Below are 13,816 nucleotides of genomic sequence, written 5' to 3' on the forward strand. Positions count from 1 at the left end.
GTCAGTAGTATTCTACAATATACTTACTAGAACGAACGGTGAAGGAGAATAAAGAATGAGTGATTTGAACAAGGAGTTATATAACTTTCTCATGGAAAACAAATCCAATATAACCGATGAGTGGCTAGCAGCTAAACTTTTGGACAATCCATCCTATGCTACACCCGACACGGAAGGATTCCTGAGAAATGAAAACAGTTCGCTATTAGAGGCGATTTCCTCCGTCTACATCCAAGATAAAAAAGACTACCGATTATATATCGAAAATCGGGCATTCCAAGTGGCAGAGATGCGAGTGGAAGAGTCTTTTCCTCTTTACGAAAGTATTCATGGCTTCAACAAAGTCCGGAAAATATTTTGGAATTTTGTCGAAAAATTTATCGAACAGACAGATGAAAAAGTTACAGGTATTGAAGTGGCTATTTGGTCCGATCTGATGAATACAGCGATTGATTATATCCTTGAGATTTTTGCTAAACACCATCACGAATACTCACAAAAAATTCTAATTGCTAAACAAGCATTAATTACAGAACTTAGTAGCCCTGTCATTCCTATTAAAGAAGGTATCGGTGTGCTACCTCTTGTTGGAAGTATTGATCCAGAGCGAGCAAAAGTAATTTTTGAATCTACTTTAGCGCAATGCTCAACCAAAAATCTTACTACTATTTTTATTGATTTCTCCGCAGTTAATGTATTAGATTCAATGGTTGTAAATCATTTATATCAACTACTAGTAGCGCTTAATCTTATCGGTGTGGAAGCGATTTATTCAGGTATTCGCCCCGAACTAGCGCAATCGGTTATTTCCCTCGATATCGATTTTACGAGCATTAAAACGTATTCGAGCTTAATGCAAGCATTGAAGGAGAACTCTTAATAAGAAAAAGTGACTATGTAACCTCTCTAAAAGGTTGCTTAGTCACTTTTCATTATGTTGTTACTATTTTTCCATCTTCCGACACTATAATCGTTTGCCCATCATTAAGTTCTATTTCAATAGGTGATGTTACACTCATTCTTTTTGAAAAGTACCATCTCCTGTTAGGTGGGACTAATAAAATAAATGTATCCTTACTTCCTAGAAAGTTAAGCTCATCCCGCTCTATATCCACATGACCTGAAACATGCACGCCAATATTTTGTATTTGCTCTCCTACTTCTTGGACAAAAGGAGTCGTTATACTAACTTCACTTAAATTTAATAGTGAGTCTATACTGAAACCACTCCACTTATCTACATTCCTCCTTGCAATTAGTTCAATAACATTACCCGCTGGATCTTCAAAGTAAAATGCATCTGCATTAAAACGAGAATAATAAGTTTCATCTACTGCGTCTTCCCTATTTAGCGTAACTCTTTCTTTTGCCCAATGTTTTGCAAGTGTAAATTGATTTCCAGGAATATTAATAGCGAAATGATATAAAGCCTTTTTAGTCGATTGCTGAAAAGTTAATGTGGACATACCGATAGATAATTTGAAATACTCATTGCCGGACTCGACAATAGTAAGCCCTAATACATTTCCGTAGAAGCCCTTCAGTTGCTTTAGTTTATCTGTATATAGCTTTACTGCTTGAAACATTTTCTCACCCCATTATTTGACGTCTATCAATTCAAAACGCTCACAAACTAAAAGCATATCCTCAGAAAACTCTAATCCTACTTCATTTAATGCACTTGTAAAAAATTCAATATGCACATCTTTCCAATACTTGTAGGAACGATCTCCCTCTCCTTCTGCATACGCAAATTCTTCCGGTACTTCATTCATAGGCATGATGTTCACTTCAGAAGTTCGAATGATGCAAACAGGTTCATCTTTACTATTTAATACAATACTGTAGTCATCAACCTTTGGCAGTGGTTCTTTTTCTATCTCATAAAATAGATGCCCCGAGCATGTTGCAGATTTCACTCCATCTACTACAAGCTGCGCTAATTCATCTGGACTTGCTCCGAATTGCCATGCACTAACTGATTTGGGTTCGTCTTTTCCAGCCCAAAATGTCTTCCAATACTCTTGCGCTCTTTCATTCATGATGCTTTCCTCGATTCTTCCTTGCTTTACTATTAGTATATTAAAACAATTGTCTAAATACTATTGCAAATTCCTTGAGTTCATCTTATGATAATAATATCAACATATTCAAATATTTAAATATGTATAATTTAGGAGCGTTTTTATGTGGAGTGATTTACAACAATTTAAAGCTGATTTCTTCAAAGCACTTTCTCATCCATTGCGAATTCGAATTTTAGAAATTCTTTCGACTGGAGAAAAAAGTGTCAATGAAATACAAGAAATTATAGGAAGCTCGGGCTCTACCGTTTCTCAACAATTAAGCGTACTTCGAGCAAAAAACATCGTCCTTGGTATCAAAGACGGAAAACGGGTTGTCTATTCATTGCGCGACCCAGCAATTGTAGATTTGCTAAACGTAGCAAAAGAACTTTTTAACAATCATTTAATCGATACTTTATCGATGTATGAAGAATTAGAAGAGCAGTAAAAATAGGGAGAAAAAGAAGGGGTATATGTGAAAGGGCCATTTCAGTTAAATAAAGGAAATTATTCCTTACATCATCTTCAGAAAGATTTACTTTCTGGATTGATCGTTGGTGTCATTGCTATTCCACTAGCAATGGCTTTTGCTATTGCGTCTGGAGTTAAACCGGAATATGGAATTTACACAACAATTATTGCAGGGATCATTATTGCGATATTCGGTGGCTCTAAGTTTCAAATTGGCGGTCCGACGGGTGCCTTCGTACCTATTCTGCTTGGTATTGTTATAGCATATGGTTACGAAGACCTTCTTCTTGCTGGATTGTTAGCAGGAATAATTTTAGTCATCATGGGGATATTCAAAATTGGCTCGCTTATCAAGTTTATCCCACGACCCGTTACGATTGGCTTTACTGCAGGTATCGCTATTATTATTTTTACTGGACAGATCGCAAACTTTTTTGGTCTGGAAGGCATTGAAAAACATGAAAGCTTTATTGCAAATATGCAGGAAATTGTCATTCATTTTCCTGCATTCAATGCTTATAGTATTGCCATCAGCGCTATTTGTTTCTTTTTCATACTTGTTACACCAAAAATCTTTCCTAAAGTTCCTAGCCCCATTATTGGTCTTTTCATATCTACATTAATTGGTTACTTCTTTTTTACGGACCAAATAGCGACAATTGGTTCTGCATATGGAGGTATTCCTAATTCACTTCCAGCATTTCATCTTCCCGAGCTAAGTTGGGAGAGGATACAACGATTAATCGTTCCTGCCTTTGCAATTGCTGTGCTTGGAGGGATAGAATCACTCCTATCTGCAGTTGTTGCCGATACAATATCTGGTACAAAACATAATAGTAATAAAGAATTAATCGGGCAAGGAATTGCTAATATCGTCACTCCCCTTTTCGGTGGTATCCCTGCTACTGGAGCGATTGCTAGAACTGCTACCAATATTAAATCCGGTGCTGTTTCTAGAATGTCGGGAGTTATTCATGGATTAATCGTTTTAATGACTTTATTACTTTTTGCTCCATTCGCATCCAAAATTCCGCTTGCAAGCATTGCACCAGTGCTTATGATGGTAGCATGGAATATGAGTGAACGGAGAGCATTTAGTCGAGTTTTGACACTTAAAAATGGCGAGTCTCTTGTTTTATTGACAACTTTTTTCTTTACCGTTTTCACTAGTATTACAACTGCTGTATTAGTTGGATTACTATTATCTGTTGTGCTTTTTATTCGAAAAATGACCACTATCCAAATCGTTACGAAAGTATTACCTGACCATAGTGGCCCACAAATCGATATATTCACGATTAATGGTCCTTTGTTTTTTGGAACGGCCGCGCTATTTGAACAACGAGTAATCGAAACGATGCATTCAGAGGCAATCGTACTTATACTTCATATGAAAAGCGTTCCTTTCATCGATATTACTGCAGAAGATAATTTACTGAATGTAATAAAATACGTGCAAAAAAATAATGGGATTCTATTCGTTGCTGAAGCGCCCCAAAAGATTATAAATGGATTAAAACGGGGAAGTACCTATGACCTGATTGGTTCGGATCATTTCTTCACGAGTAAAGACGATGCAATCCAATATGCTTTACAAACGATTAACCATCCAGATTGTATTGGATGTCAGCATTCTGCCACTAAAGAATGCGAGAAATCATCTAGCCCAGAGGAGATCGCTTAATAATGCGGTCTTTTCTTTATCATGCTATATTTTTGTAAAGGAGTGATTGCAAATGACTAAAAAGCTTTATTATGAAAACCCCTACATACAAACGTTTTCCGCAAATATTTTAAAACAAGAACAAGACTTTGTCGTTCTTTCAGAAACTGCATTCTACCCTACTGGCGGTGGGCAACCACATGATACCGGTACATTAAACGGCATTCCTGTTGCGAATGTGGAAACAATTGACGGAGAAATAAGACATTTCCTCGCAGAGTCACTACCCATAAATACAAAAGTAGTGGAAGGCTCGATTGACTGGGATAGACGGTTTGACCATATGCAGCAACACGCCGGACAACATATTTTATCTGCTGCTTTTGAAAGCTTATTTGAATTCCAAACGATTAGTTTTCACTTAGGAAAGGAAAGCGCCACCATCGATTTAGACACGACTACTATTTCCGAGGAGCAATTAAAAGAAGCAGAAGCACTTGCCAATCAAATCATATTGGAAAATCGACCAATCGACACGAAATGGGTCACATTAGAAGAGCTTGCCCAGTACAACTTACGAAAAGCAACAACTCTAAAAGAAAATATTCGACTCGTTATCATCCCCGATTTTGACTACAACGCATGTGGCGGCACACATCCGAAAGCAACGGGACAAGTTGGACTCATCAAAATACTACAGACAGAAAAACAAAAAAGACATACCCGACTAGAATTTGTATGTGGAGAAAGAGTCATTACCCATTTACATCGCAAACAACAAGTCCTTTTACATTTAATCAGCACACTAAACGCGCCTGAAGAAAAGCTAATAGATGCAGCAAAGACATTGTTAGACAATGGAAAATCAGTTGAAAAACAAATAACCGATTTAAAAGACAAGCTAATACACTATGAGGCGAAAGAATTATTATCGAAAACAGAAACAGCTGTCATTACCGTCACCTTTCAAAACCGTTCGATCCAGGAGTTGCAACAATTAGCAAAAGCGGTAGTAGCAGAATCGTCTGAAACAATTTGTTTACTCGTTTCTGAAAATGAAAACAAGCTTCAAATAGTAGCTGCAAAAGGGGAAACTGTGGAACGAAGCATGAAAGAATTAATCGCAAATGTCCTTCCTTACATAAATGGAAAAGGAGGAGGCAATGAAAAAATGGCTCAAGGCGGAGGGGAAAATACGATATCTAGTGAGCTATTAATAAAAAAAGCACTTTTTTATATTCAATAAGGTTAATCACCGTTCCATAAAAATCCTACCTCCATATACTAATTTGACAATGTAAGGAAGGAGGATTTTTACTTTGAACAATCAATTTCAATTTCCATTTTCCCAAGATCAAAATCAGTTTCAACCCGGCGGGCAAAATTTCCCGGGGAATACGATGCCGATGATGCCACCTATTGATCAGTTCCCTGGTCGTTTCCCTGGGCAATTTCCTGGTCAATTTCCTGGTCAATTTCCGGGGCAGCCAGGACCCCCTAGTTTTCCACCGCCAGGGCAACAACAAAATCCTGAAGGAAATCCACCAACAAGCCCACCGCCGTCATTCACCCCCCAACGTCAGCAACAGTCTGTAGGGACTTTTGCGGTTGATCCGGGTGCTATAAGAGGGTGTTTATTCCGAAATACGTACATCTGGCTTGTAAACGGAAATTCCTTCTGGTTTTATCCAACGTTTGTTGGTAGAAGATCAGTAGCTGGATTTAGATGGACTGGACGTATGTGGACGTATTACGGAACCGATTTAAATAGAATCTCATCTTTCCAATGCTTCTAAAGTAAAACCGGGCGACGATGCTCGGTTTTTTTATGCACGATTACGGTAAGACGTAAGAGACGTTTTTATAGATGAATAGGATCCAATGGCAGCTCCACTATAGAAAAAACCCATAGAAATACCTGCCGATAAATCATGTGGATGGCTTATAAAAATAGAAATGATTAATCCAATTGCCGTGGCAATAGTCGATATGTATTGCGAACGAATAGGTAACATTACTTTCAAAATTTCAGTCAAAACAATAATAATCGGTGCCGCCCATAAAGAATCCCAAATATTTGTTTGTATTATAGGAAACTTGGTCATATCATCCTTCCTCCTCACTACCACATTTCCAATTAGTTTGGACAAGTCCTCATTATTCGATTCAAGAATTTTTGTCAATACCTAGTTCCCTCTATTTTTCTTTACAAATTGCAATTTCAATAGTAAAATATATTTAGCTAAGTAAATATATTTCTTCTGTATTTAAAAAGGAGCCGTTTGATCAATGAACCCACTTTTTCATGAACTTTTTCAGAAATCCCGCTATTTAACAAATGAAATAAATCTCACTTTAAAAAAACATAATCTATACGCTTCGCAATGGACAGTACTATACTGTATTCAAAAGCATGGTGAGATGTCTTTAACACAAATATGGAAGTATTTAAACGTGGAAGCTCCAACAATTACTCGCACAGTTTATCGCTTAGTGGAGCTTGGATGGGTCGACATCCGTCCTGGAAAAGATCGTCGCGAAAAAATCGTACATTTATCAGAAAAGGCTTCACAAGACTTCCAAACCATTAAAGATTCTATCTTTGAATTTGAAAATAGAATGGTAGCAGGTCTTACAAAAGAGGAAGAAGCTATATTCATCGAGCTTTTACGCAAAATTAAGTAAGGAGTAATACGTTGGAAAAAAAAGAGCCTATATGGACAAAATCATTTATCAGTTTGTTTGCAACAAACTTTTCTATATTTATTGTATTTTATGGTTTAGTATCCGCACTTCCCCTGTATGCAACGGACATTTTGTCTCGATCAGATGAAGATGCGGGTTTATTAATGACTATCTTTTTAATCTCTGCTATTATTGTACGACCATTCTCTGGAAAGATATTAGAGTTAATAGGGAAGCGGAAAGTGCTTTGGTCTGCTTTAGTGCTCTATCTGATATGTACTGCACTCTATTATTTTGTTGAACCTTATGAGCTACTATTAGTTTTACGACTTATGCAAGGAATTTTCTTTAGTATTGCAACGACCGCAAGTGGATCTTTGGCTGCCGATAATATTCCGGTATCTAGACGCGGTGCAGGATTAGGATATTTCGTTATGTCCACTAACTTAGCAGTTGTTGTAGGTCCTTTCGTTACATTGACCATTATTCAGTCTTTCTCATATGATGTAATGTTTCTTACATTGACTTCCTTACTAATTGTTGGTGCTCTTTCAGCCTTAATGATACCAGCAGATAAGAAACCAGCCACTCCCCCTACAAAAAACAGATTGACTTGGAATGACCTTTTTGAGAAAAAGGCTCTGCCTATTGCACTCAATGCTAGTATACTCGCTTTTTCCTATGCCAGTGTTCTCTCCTATTTGTCTATTTATTCACAACAAAAAGGGGTATTACATTTAACAAGTAGCTTTTTTGCCGTATTTGCTATAGTAATGCTAGTAACTCGACCATTTACAGGACGAATTTTTGATGAAAAGGGATCAAAATATATTATTATTCCTGGTCTACTTTCTTTCGTTATCGGTCTTATTTTCCTTGCTTTCATGCATTCACCCTTCCTATTTTTACTATCAGGTGCATTTATCGGTCTTGGTTACGGAGCAGTTGTACCGAGCTTTCAAACAATTGCCATTCAATCCACTACGCATGAAAGAAGTGGGTATGCAACCGCTACATTCTTTACACTATTTGATACGGGATTAGCAGTAGGATCTTTCATACTAGGAATCATCGCTACTCATTTTGGCTATCAAAACTTATACTTGTTTTCTAGCGTATTCGTTATCGTAGCCCTTATATTGTTTATGGGACTACAAAAGAAAAAAGACCGTTTAGCGTAAATCGCTGAACGGTTTTTCTTTTCCATTTTTTCGTATATATATGTATATTATCCCCCGATTTGGCGAGACTTGAAGGAGCATATATTTAGGAGGGAAATCGATGAAGAAACAATATATTGGTTTATTCGTTTTAATAATAAGCATGCTTAGCGGATGTAGTTTTCCGTTAGCAGACGCAGATTTAAATGAACAAGTACAAGTTTCATTGATAAACACAGAAGGGAAAGAAATAGGACAAGCAACTCTCACAGAACACGCAAAAGGAGTTCATATTCTTTTACAAGCAAAGGACCTAACACCGGGCGTGAAAGCTATCCATTTCCATGAAACAGCTATATGTGAGAAACCGGAGTTCACTACTGCAGGAGCGCATTTTAACCCTACACATAAAGAGCATGGTTTTCAAAATCCAAAAGGCTATCATGCAGGAGATTTACCAAACATAGAAGTAGACAAAGACGGCACAGTTGAATTGGAAACTGTTTCTCAAGCCGTTGTATTAACCGCTGAAAAAAGTAACTCTTTACTAGACGCAGACGGCAGCGCTATTATTATTCATGAAAATGCAGATGATTATAAAACGGATCCTTCCGGCAATTCTGGAAATAGAATAGTTTGTGGGGAAATTAAGAAATAGGTTGGAAGGTGAATCGGATGAAAACAATAGGCTGGTTGCTACTTTTAGTTTTAGCCATTTTCTTCTCTAGACCTTTATGGGAAGAACATGCCACAGAATATGTAGACCTTACTTTTTTAGAACCTGTAGATGAATGGATCGATTCCATAGAGGTCATGCACTATTTAAATGAAGCAAAAGCATACTGGAAAGAAATAAAAGAGGAACCAGCCACCGATATTTCTTCCAATCAACAAACAATTCCCGGAGAAGGAATTGAATTAGATCAAATCACCATAGGGATGAAGAAAAGTGATATTGAGAAAATTCACGGTAATGCAAAACGGGTAAGCTTAAATGAATACAATTTAGTGTGGCATACGTACCATGAAAACTATCAAAACTTTATGATGATTTCGTACGATAATAAAAACACAGTAAATGCCATGTTCACAAATCAGCCTTCTGATTCGTCTTTTTTAGGGTTGAGTATGGATAGTACACGAGAAGAAGTTCTTGCTAAGTTAGGTGAACCTATTAAGAAATTAAAAAAGGGAAATATTATCTACATCTTACCCGATGCAGGGGAGTATGATCTCTTCCTAATCGATCATAACTATGTGACATTCTTTTACGATTTACATGAAAATAACACGATTACCGCCATACAAATTATGAAGGAATCCGTGGAAAAAAATCATACTACGACATTTGGTGAACCATCTGAAGAACTAAAGACCGGATTTGAATTTCAGCTTTTTGACTTAACAAATTCTGCCCGAGTTAGTAGAGGTTTGTCTATTCTTACCTATGATGAAGCTGTAAGTAACACAGCTCGTAAACATAGCGAGGATATGGCGATTCACAATTACTTTAGTCATGAAAATTTAAAAGGAAAATCCCCTTTTGACCGACTAGAAGATGACGGTTTAACCTTTTCGCACGCTGGAGAAAACTTAGCTTACGGACAAACTAGTAGCATTTTTGCCCATGAAGGATTGATGAATTCTATGGGCCACCGGAAAAATATTTTAAATACTGATTACCGAAATCTAGGTGTAGGAACCGCTTTTAACGAAGATGCTACCCCTTACTATACCGAAAATTTTTTCTCGAAATAATACAGTGAAAAAATCGATTAAGAGTAACAAATTGGGGCTATCCTTTTAAGATAGCCCCTTTCATTATTTCATATGTTTTAATGCTTCTCTTTTACTTAATGGTGCTAACTGTGTACTTTCGACAAATGCACGAACGACTTCTGAATTCGTTTTTGCATATTCCCTAAGTACCCAACCGATTGCTTTTTGGATAAAGAATTCTTTCGAACCAGCATGTCGTTTAATAGTTGCGAATAATAATTCTTCGTTTGTTTCTTCCTTATACTTCAACTGATGCAAAATGGAAGCACGATTTGTCCACATATTAGAAGACCTCGCCCATTCGATCATCACTGCCTCCCCTTCTACTCTATTCCTTTTTACAATATCCCCAACTATTTTGGGAGCAATTGCATCGACACTATCCCACCAGGAGTTAGTTTCAATAAGTTTTAAGCAAAAAGGTAAATCTTCTACTGTTAATTGCTTTTGATATTTGGCAAGCAATTCAATTGCTACGTAATGATATTCTCGCTCTTCTAATTGAAAAAGTGCCCAAACTTCCTCTTGTATAGATTCTACTTTCGGAAGTTCGTTTTCCTTTATAAGTGCACGAAATAGCATTCTTCGTTCTGGTGTTTTAATACCTAAAAACGGAAAATGATTTTTCATATACGCAGCCATTGGCAATGCATTTTCCTCTTTTCGATGAGGTTCCATATAGCTTTTTACAAGTTCTATTGACCATATCATTTCAAGTGGAATCCTTTACTTGCAAGGAATTCTGCCATATGTAGACGACGTGGTTTTTCCAGGTATTCTGCCATTTGTTCCGTCCAATTCGCTACTTTTTGGTTGGAACCACGGCTTGCATAATATTCTTCCATCGTTTGATCGTATTCCTTTAATAGCGATTCGTATTTTGCGCTATCATATCCATTTTCATGTAATATTGCTGCAACAGGAAGACGAGGTTTTACTTCATTTTGCTGATCCGGTACCCCTAACGTTATCGCAAACAACGGAAATACTCCTTCCGGCAAGTCAACTAATTGACTAATCTCTGCTGGTGCATTACGCACTCCTCCTATGAAGCAAATTCCAAATCCTTTCGATTCTGCAGCAATAACTAAATTTTGTGCAAACAAAGCAACATCTACTGCCCCAACTAACGCATTTTCTATCGTATCTATTTTAATCTCCGTGTCATGCAGTCTACCTGCAACTTGAAGTCGATGAAAATCAGCACATAGTAATAATGCTGCACCCGCTGTTTCAAATTGTTTAGGGTTTTGTGAAAGCCTACCTAGCTCCTCTTTTTTAGCTGTGTCTGTTACCCAAATGACGCTATACGCTTGCACAAAGTGAGAACTTGCAGCACTTTGAGCAGTTTCAACTAACGCTGAGACCTCTTCTTTCGTAAGCGTGTAGTCTTTATACTTTCGAACCGATGCATGGGAACGTAATAATTTTTCTACCATTTGCAAAACCTCTTTCATTTTAATAGTTATCTATAGTATACCGAAAGAAAAGAACGAACGGGATTAATATATAACCTTCCCTTCCAACTAAACATATTCAAACTTATGTTTTTTCATTGAACAATGATTTATTCCTTTTTCATGCAAAAGAGCGAATGAGGAAGTCTTTTACGGCCCCTCCCATTCGCTCTTTAGCTATGCTTGTAGTTGTTTATTTTCTTCCTCTGTAAATGCACGGGATCTTGTGAGGAAACGTTTCCCTTCTACTCCTTCAAGGGAAAACATTCCGCCTCGACCACTCACTACATCAATGATTAACTGCGTATGCTTCCAGTAATCGAACTGGTTTTTATGCATATAAAACGGCACTTTTCCAATGGAGCCTAATAATACATCCTGATCGCCTATAATAAGGTCGCCATCTGGATAACACATAGGTGAAGAACCATCACAGCAACCACCTGACTGGTGAAACATTAAAGGACCATGTTTACTTCTCAATAATTCAATGAGTTCCAGTGCAGCGTCTGTTGCAACTACGCGTTCAACCATCTACACTCTCCCTTTCTTCAATCAAAAGAATCCTAATTTGTTCTCGCTGTAGCTTACAAGTAGATTCTTTGTTTGTTGATAGTGGCTTAACATCATTAAATGATTTTCACGACCTACGCCGGACATTTTGTATCCACCAAATGCAGCATGTGCAGGATATTGGTGATAACAGTTTGTCCATACACGACCTGCTTGAATATCACGTCCAAAACGATAGGCTGTATTCATATCACGTGTCCAAATACCAGATCCTAATCCGTATAATGTATCATTTGCAATCTCTAGTGCTTCTTCTTTCGTTTTGAACGTTGTAACAGATACTACTGGTCCAAATATTTCCTCTTGGAAAATACGCATTTTATTATTCCCTTTAAACACAGTTGGCTTAATGTAATACCCTTCTGCAAGTTCGCCTTCTAGTGTATTACGCTCTCCACCGATTAAGCATTCCGCGCCTTCTTGTTTCCCAATGTCCAAGTAGGACAAGATTTTTTCCAATTGTTCTGTAGAAGCTTGAGCCCCCATCATGACAGTTGGATCTAGCGGATTTCCCGTTTTAATTGCTTCCACTCTTTGTAGTACACGTTCCATAAATTTATCATAAATAGACTCTTGGATAAGTGCACGTGAAGGACATGTACATACTTCCCCTTGGTTTAGAGCAAACAAAACAAATCCTTCTACCGCTTTATCTAAAAATGCATCGTCTTCATCCATAATATCTTCGAAGAAAATATTTGGTGATTTTCCTCCAAGCTCTAACGTTACTGGGATTAAGTTTTGAGAAGCATACTGCATGATTAATCGACCAGTAGTTGTTTCCCCAGTAAATGCAATTTTACTAATTCTTGGACTGGATGCTAGTGGTTTTCCAGCTTCTAAGCCAAAACCATTTACAATATTCAAAACACCAGGAGGTAATAAATCTCCAATTAACTCTGCTAGTACTAAAATGGACGCCGGTGTTTGTTCAGCCGGCTTTAACACGACACAGTTACCCGCTGCAAGTGCCGGTGCTAACTTCCAAACCGCCATTAAAAGTGGGAAATTCCAAGGAATAATTTGTCCCACAACGCCAAGCGGTTCATGGAAATGATACGCTACTGTATCATTATCAATTTGACTTAACCCGCCTTCTTGTGCTCGTATTGCCCCTGCAAAGTAACGGAAATGATCAATAGCAAGTGGTAAATCAGCATTTAATGTTTCTCGAACTGCCTTTCCGTTATCCCATGTTTCCGCTACCGCGAGCGTTTCTAAGTTTTCTTCGATACGATTTGCAATTTGATTTAATATATTAGACCTTTCAGCAACAGAAGTTTTACCCCATGCGTCTTTTGCAGCATGTGCCGCATCTAATGCAAGTTCGATATCTTCTGCCGTTGATCGGGCAACTTGTGTAAACACTTGACCTGTTACTGGTGTAACGTTATCAAAATATTGTCCTTTTACTGGGGGTGTCCATTCGCCGTTAATATAGTTTTCATACTTGTCCTTAAACGAAACCTTTGAACCTTCTGTATTCGGAAATGCGTAAACCATTTTGTAATTCCTCCCCTAAGTATCATTTTGCACATCACAAATATATATGCAGACATCTATTCGCGTATGCGCTTTCAAAACTATTAAAATAAAAAAATAGTCTCAATACTATAATGTCTGATTAAAGAAACAATTACAAATATTAAGTTTAATATTTTCAATGAAAAATAGAAAGCCAATTAAGTGTATATTATTATCAGCGGCTTCCGGTAAATAATAGTTTGCGCAATATAGAGATACTGCGTGGTAGTGCGTTGAAAATGAGTGTCCGCTGGGATTTCCGCTGCTGGGTGGACGCTTTCCGTGGGGTGAGCGATGAGCCTTCACCGCTATGCACTGCACCCCATTTATTAGACACATGAATGGGATGTCATAATATGAGAAAACGATTTAGCTTAGAAGAAAAATATCAAGCTGTTCTGCTCTATTTATCCGGTCGTTATTCTTACCGCGAAGTTG

At 37.5% G+C, this 13,816-nt stretch carries 16 protein-coding genes; 9 read left to right on the top strand and 7 right to left on the bottom strand.

Going from position 1 to position 13,816, the window contains the following annotated elements:
• Nucleotides 1–55: 55 nt before the first annotated feature.
• Entirely contained in the window at nucleotides 56–880 is an 825-nt protein-coding gene (locus FG383_RS05895) for an STAS domain-containing protein (RefSeq protein ID WP_142605905.1), read from the top strand.
• A 52-nt stretch (nucleotides 881–932) separates the two neighbouring features.
• Here FG383_RS05895 and FG383_RS05900 read toward each other — a convergent pair whose 3' ends face one another.
• Together FG383_RS05900 and FG383_RS05905 are read right to left on the bottom strand one after the other, a co-directional pair.
• Nucleotides 933–1,586, bottom strand: coding sequence for a hypothetical protein (locus FG383_RS05900; RefSeq protein ID WP_142605906.1), 654 nt, complete (start codon nucleotides 1,584–1,586; stop codon nucleotides 933–935).
• 12 nt (nucleotides 1,587–1,598) lie between these two features.
• Complete coding sequence (locus FG383_RS05905) at nucleotides 1,599–2,042, bottom strand: ASCH domain-containing protein (RefSeq protein WP_142605907.1); 444 nt, start codon at nucleotides 2,040–2,042, stop codon at nucleotides 1,599–1,601.
• Nucleotides 2,043–2,187: 145 nt separating this feature from the next.
• Between FG383_RS05905 and FG383_RS05910 the strand changes: the two genes are divergently transcribed.
• From FG383_RS05910 to FG383_RS05925, 4 genes are all read left to right on the top strand, one after another.
• Nucleotides 2,188–2,514: an ArsR/SmtB family transcription factor gene (locus FG383_RS05910; RefSeq protein ID WP_142605909.1), complete on the top strand. Its 327-nt coding sequence runs from the start codon at nucleotides 2,188–2,190 to the stop codon at nucleotides 2,512–2,514.
• A 27-nt stretch (nucleotides 2,515–2,541) separates the two neighbouring features.
• Entirely contained in the window at nucleotides 2,542–4,221 is a 1,680-nt protein-coding gene (locus FG383_RS05915) for a SulP family inorganic anion transporter (protein WP_246096873.1), read from the top strand.
• A gap of 52 nt (nucleotides 4,222–4,273) precedes the next feature.
• Entirely contained in the window at nucleotides 4,274–5,446 is a 1,173-nt protein-coding gene (locus tag FG383_RS05920) for an alanyl-tRNA editing protein (RefSeq protein ID WP_142605911.1), read from the top strand.
• 73 nt (nucleotides 5,447–5,519) lie between these two features.
• Nucleotides 5,520–5,996 carry a transporter gene (locus FG383_RS05925; RefSeq protein ID WP_425467630.1) on the top strand — a complete coding sequence of 159 codons (477 nt, stop codon included), beginning with the start codon at nucleotides 5,520–5,522 and terminating at the stop codon, nucleotides 5,994–5,996.
• Nucleotides 5,997–6,026: 30 nt separating this feature from the next.
• On the opposite strand, the gene FG383_RS05930 is transcribed toward FG383_RS05925, so the two are convergent.
• Complete coding sequence (locus tag FG383_RS05930) at nucleotides 6,027–6,305, bottom strand: hypothetical protein (RefSeq protein WP_142605913.1); 279 nt, start codon at nucleotides 6,303–6,305, stop codon at nucleotides 6,027–6,029.
• A 184-nt stretch (nucleotides 6,306–6,489) separates the two neighbouring features.
• On the opposite strand from FG383_RS05930, the gene FG383_RS05935 reads away from it, so the two are divergent.
• The 4 genes from FG383_RS05935 to FG383_RS05950 all read left to right on the top strand — a co-directional run bounded on the left by FG383_RS05935 (nucleotide 6,490) and on the right by FG383_RS05950 (nucleotide 9,803).
• Entirely contained in the window at nucleotides 6,490–6,885 is a 396-nt protein-coding gene (locus FG383_RS05935) for a MarR family winged helix-turn-helix transcriptional regulator (protein ID WP_142605915.1), read from the top strand.
• 11 nt (nucleotides 6,886–6,896) lie between these two features.
• Nucleotides 6,897–8,066 (top strand): MFS transporter, encoded by a 1,170-nt coding sequence (locus FG383_RS05940; RefSeq protein ID WP_142605917.1) that lies wholly within the window; start codon nucleotides 6,897–6,899, stop codon nucleotides 8,064–8,066.
• Between the two features lie 100 nt (nucleotides 8,067–8,166).
• A complete protein-coding gene (locus FG383_RS05945) occupies nucleotides 8,167–8,703 on the top strand; it encodes a superoxide dismutase family protein (protein WP_142605919.1) in 537 nt (178 codons plus the stop codon).
• 17 nt (nucleotides 8,704–8,720) lie between these two features.
• Nucleotides 8,721–9,803 carry a CAP domain-containing protein gene (locus FG383_RS05950; protein ID WP_142605921.1) on the top strand — a complete coding sequence of 361 codons (1,083 nt, stop codon included), beginning with the start codon at nucleotides 8,721–8,723 and terminating at the stop codon, nucleotides 9,801–9,803.
• Between the two features lie 63 nt (nucleotides 9,804–9,866).
• On the opposite strand, the gene FG383_RS05955 is transcribed toward FG383_RS05950, so the two are convergent.
• From FG383_RS05955 to adh, 4 genes are all read right to left on the bottom strand, one after another.
• Nucleotides 9,867–10,535, bottom strand: a complete 669-nt coding sequence (locus FG383_RS05955) for a DNA alkylation repair protein (RefSeq protein ID WP_142605923.1) — start codon at nucleotides 10,533–10,535, stop codon at nucleotides 9,867–9,869.
• A complete protein-coding gene (gene nfsA / locus FG383_RS05960; RefSeq protein WP_142605925.1) occupies nucleotides 10,532–11,263 on the bottom strand; it encodes an oxygen-insensitive NADPH nitroreductase in 732 nt (243 codons plus the stop codon). Before nfsA ends, FG383_RS05955 begins: the two co-directional genes overlap by 4 nt.
• A 195-nt stretch (nucleotides 11,264–11,458) precedes the next feature.
• Nucleotides 11,459–11,815: a DUF779 domain-containing protein gene (locus FG383_RS05965; protein WP_142605927.1), complete on the bottom strand. Its 357-nt coding sequence runs from the start codon at nucleotides 11,813–11,815 to the stop codon at nucleotides 11,459–11,461.
• 21 nt (nucleotides 11,816–11,836) lie between these two features.
• Nucleotides 11,837–13,357: an aldehyde dehydrogenase gene (adh, locus tag FG383_RS05970; RefSeq protein ID WP_142605929.1), complete on the bottom strand. Its 1,521-nt coding sequence runs from the start codon at nucleotides 13,355–13,357 to the stop codon at nucleotides 11,837–11,839.
• Nucleotides 13,358–13,816 lie beyond the last annotated feature (459 nt).

This window comes from Psychrobacillus soli (genome assembly GCF_006861775.1).
GTDB lineage: Bacteria > Bacillota > Bacilli > Bacillales_A > Planococcaceae > Psychrobacillus > Psychrobacillus soli.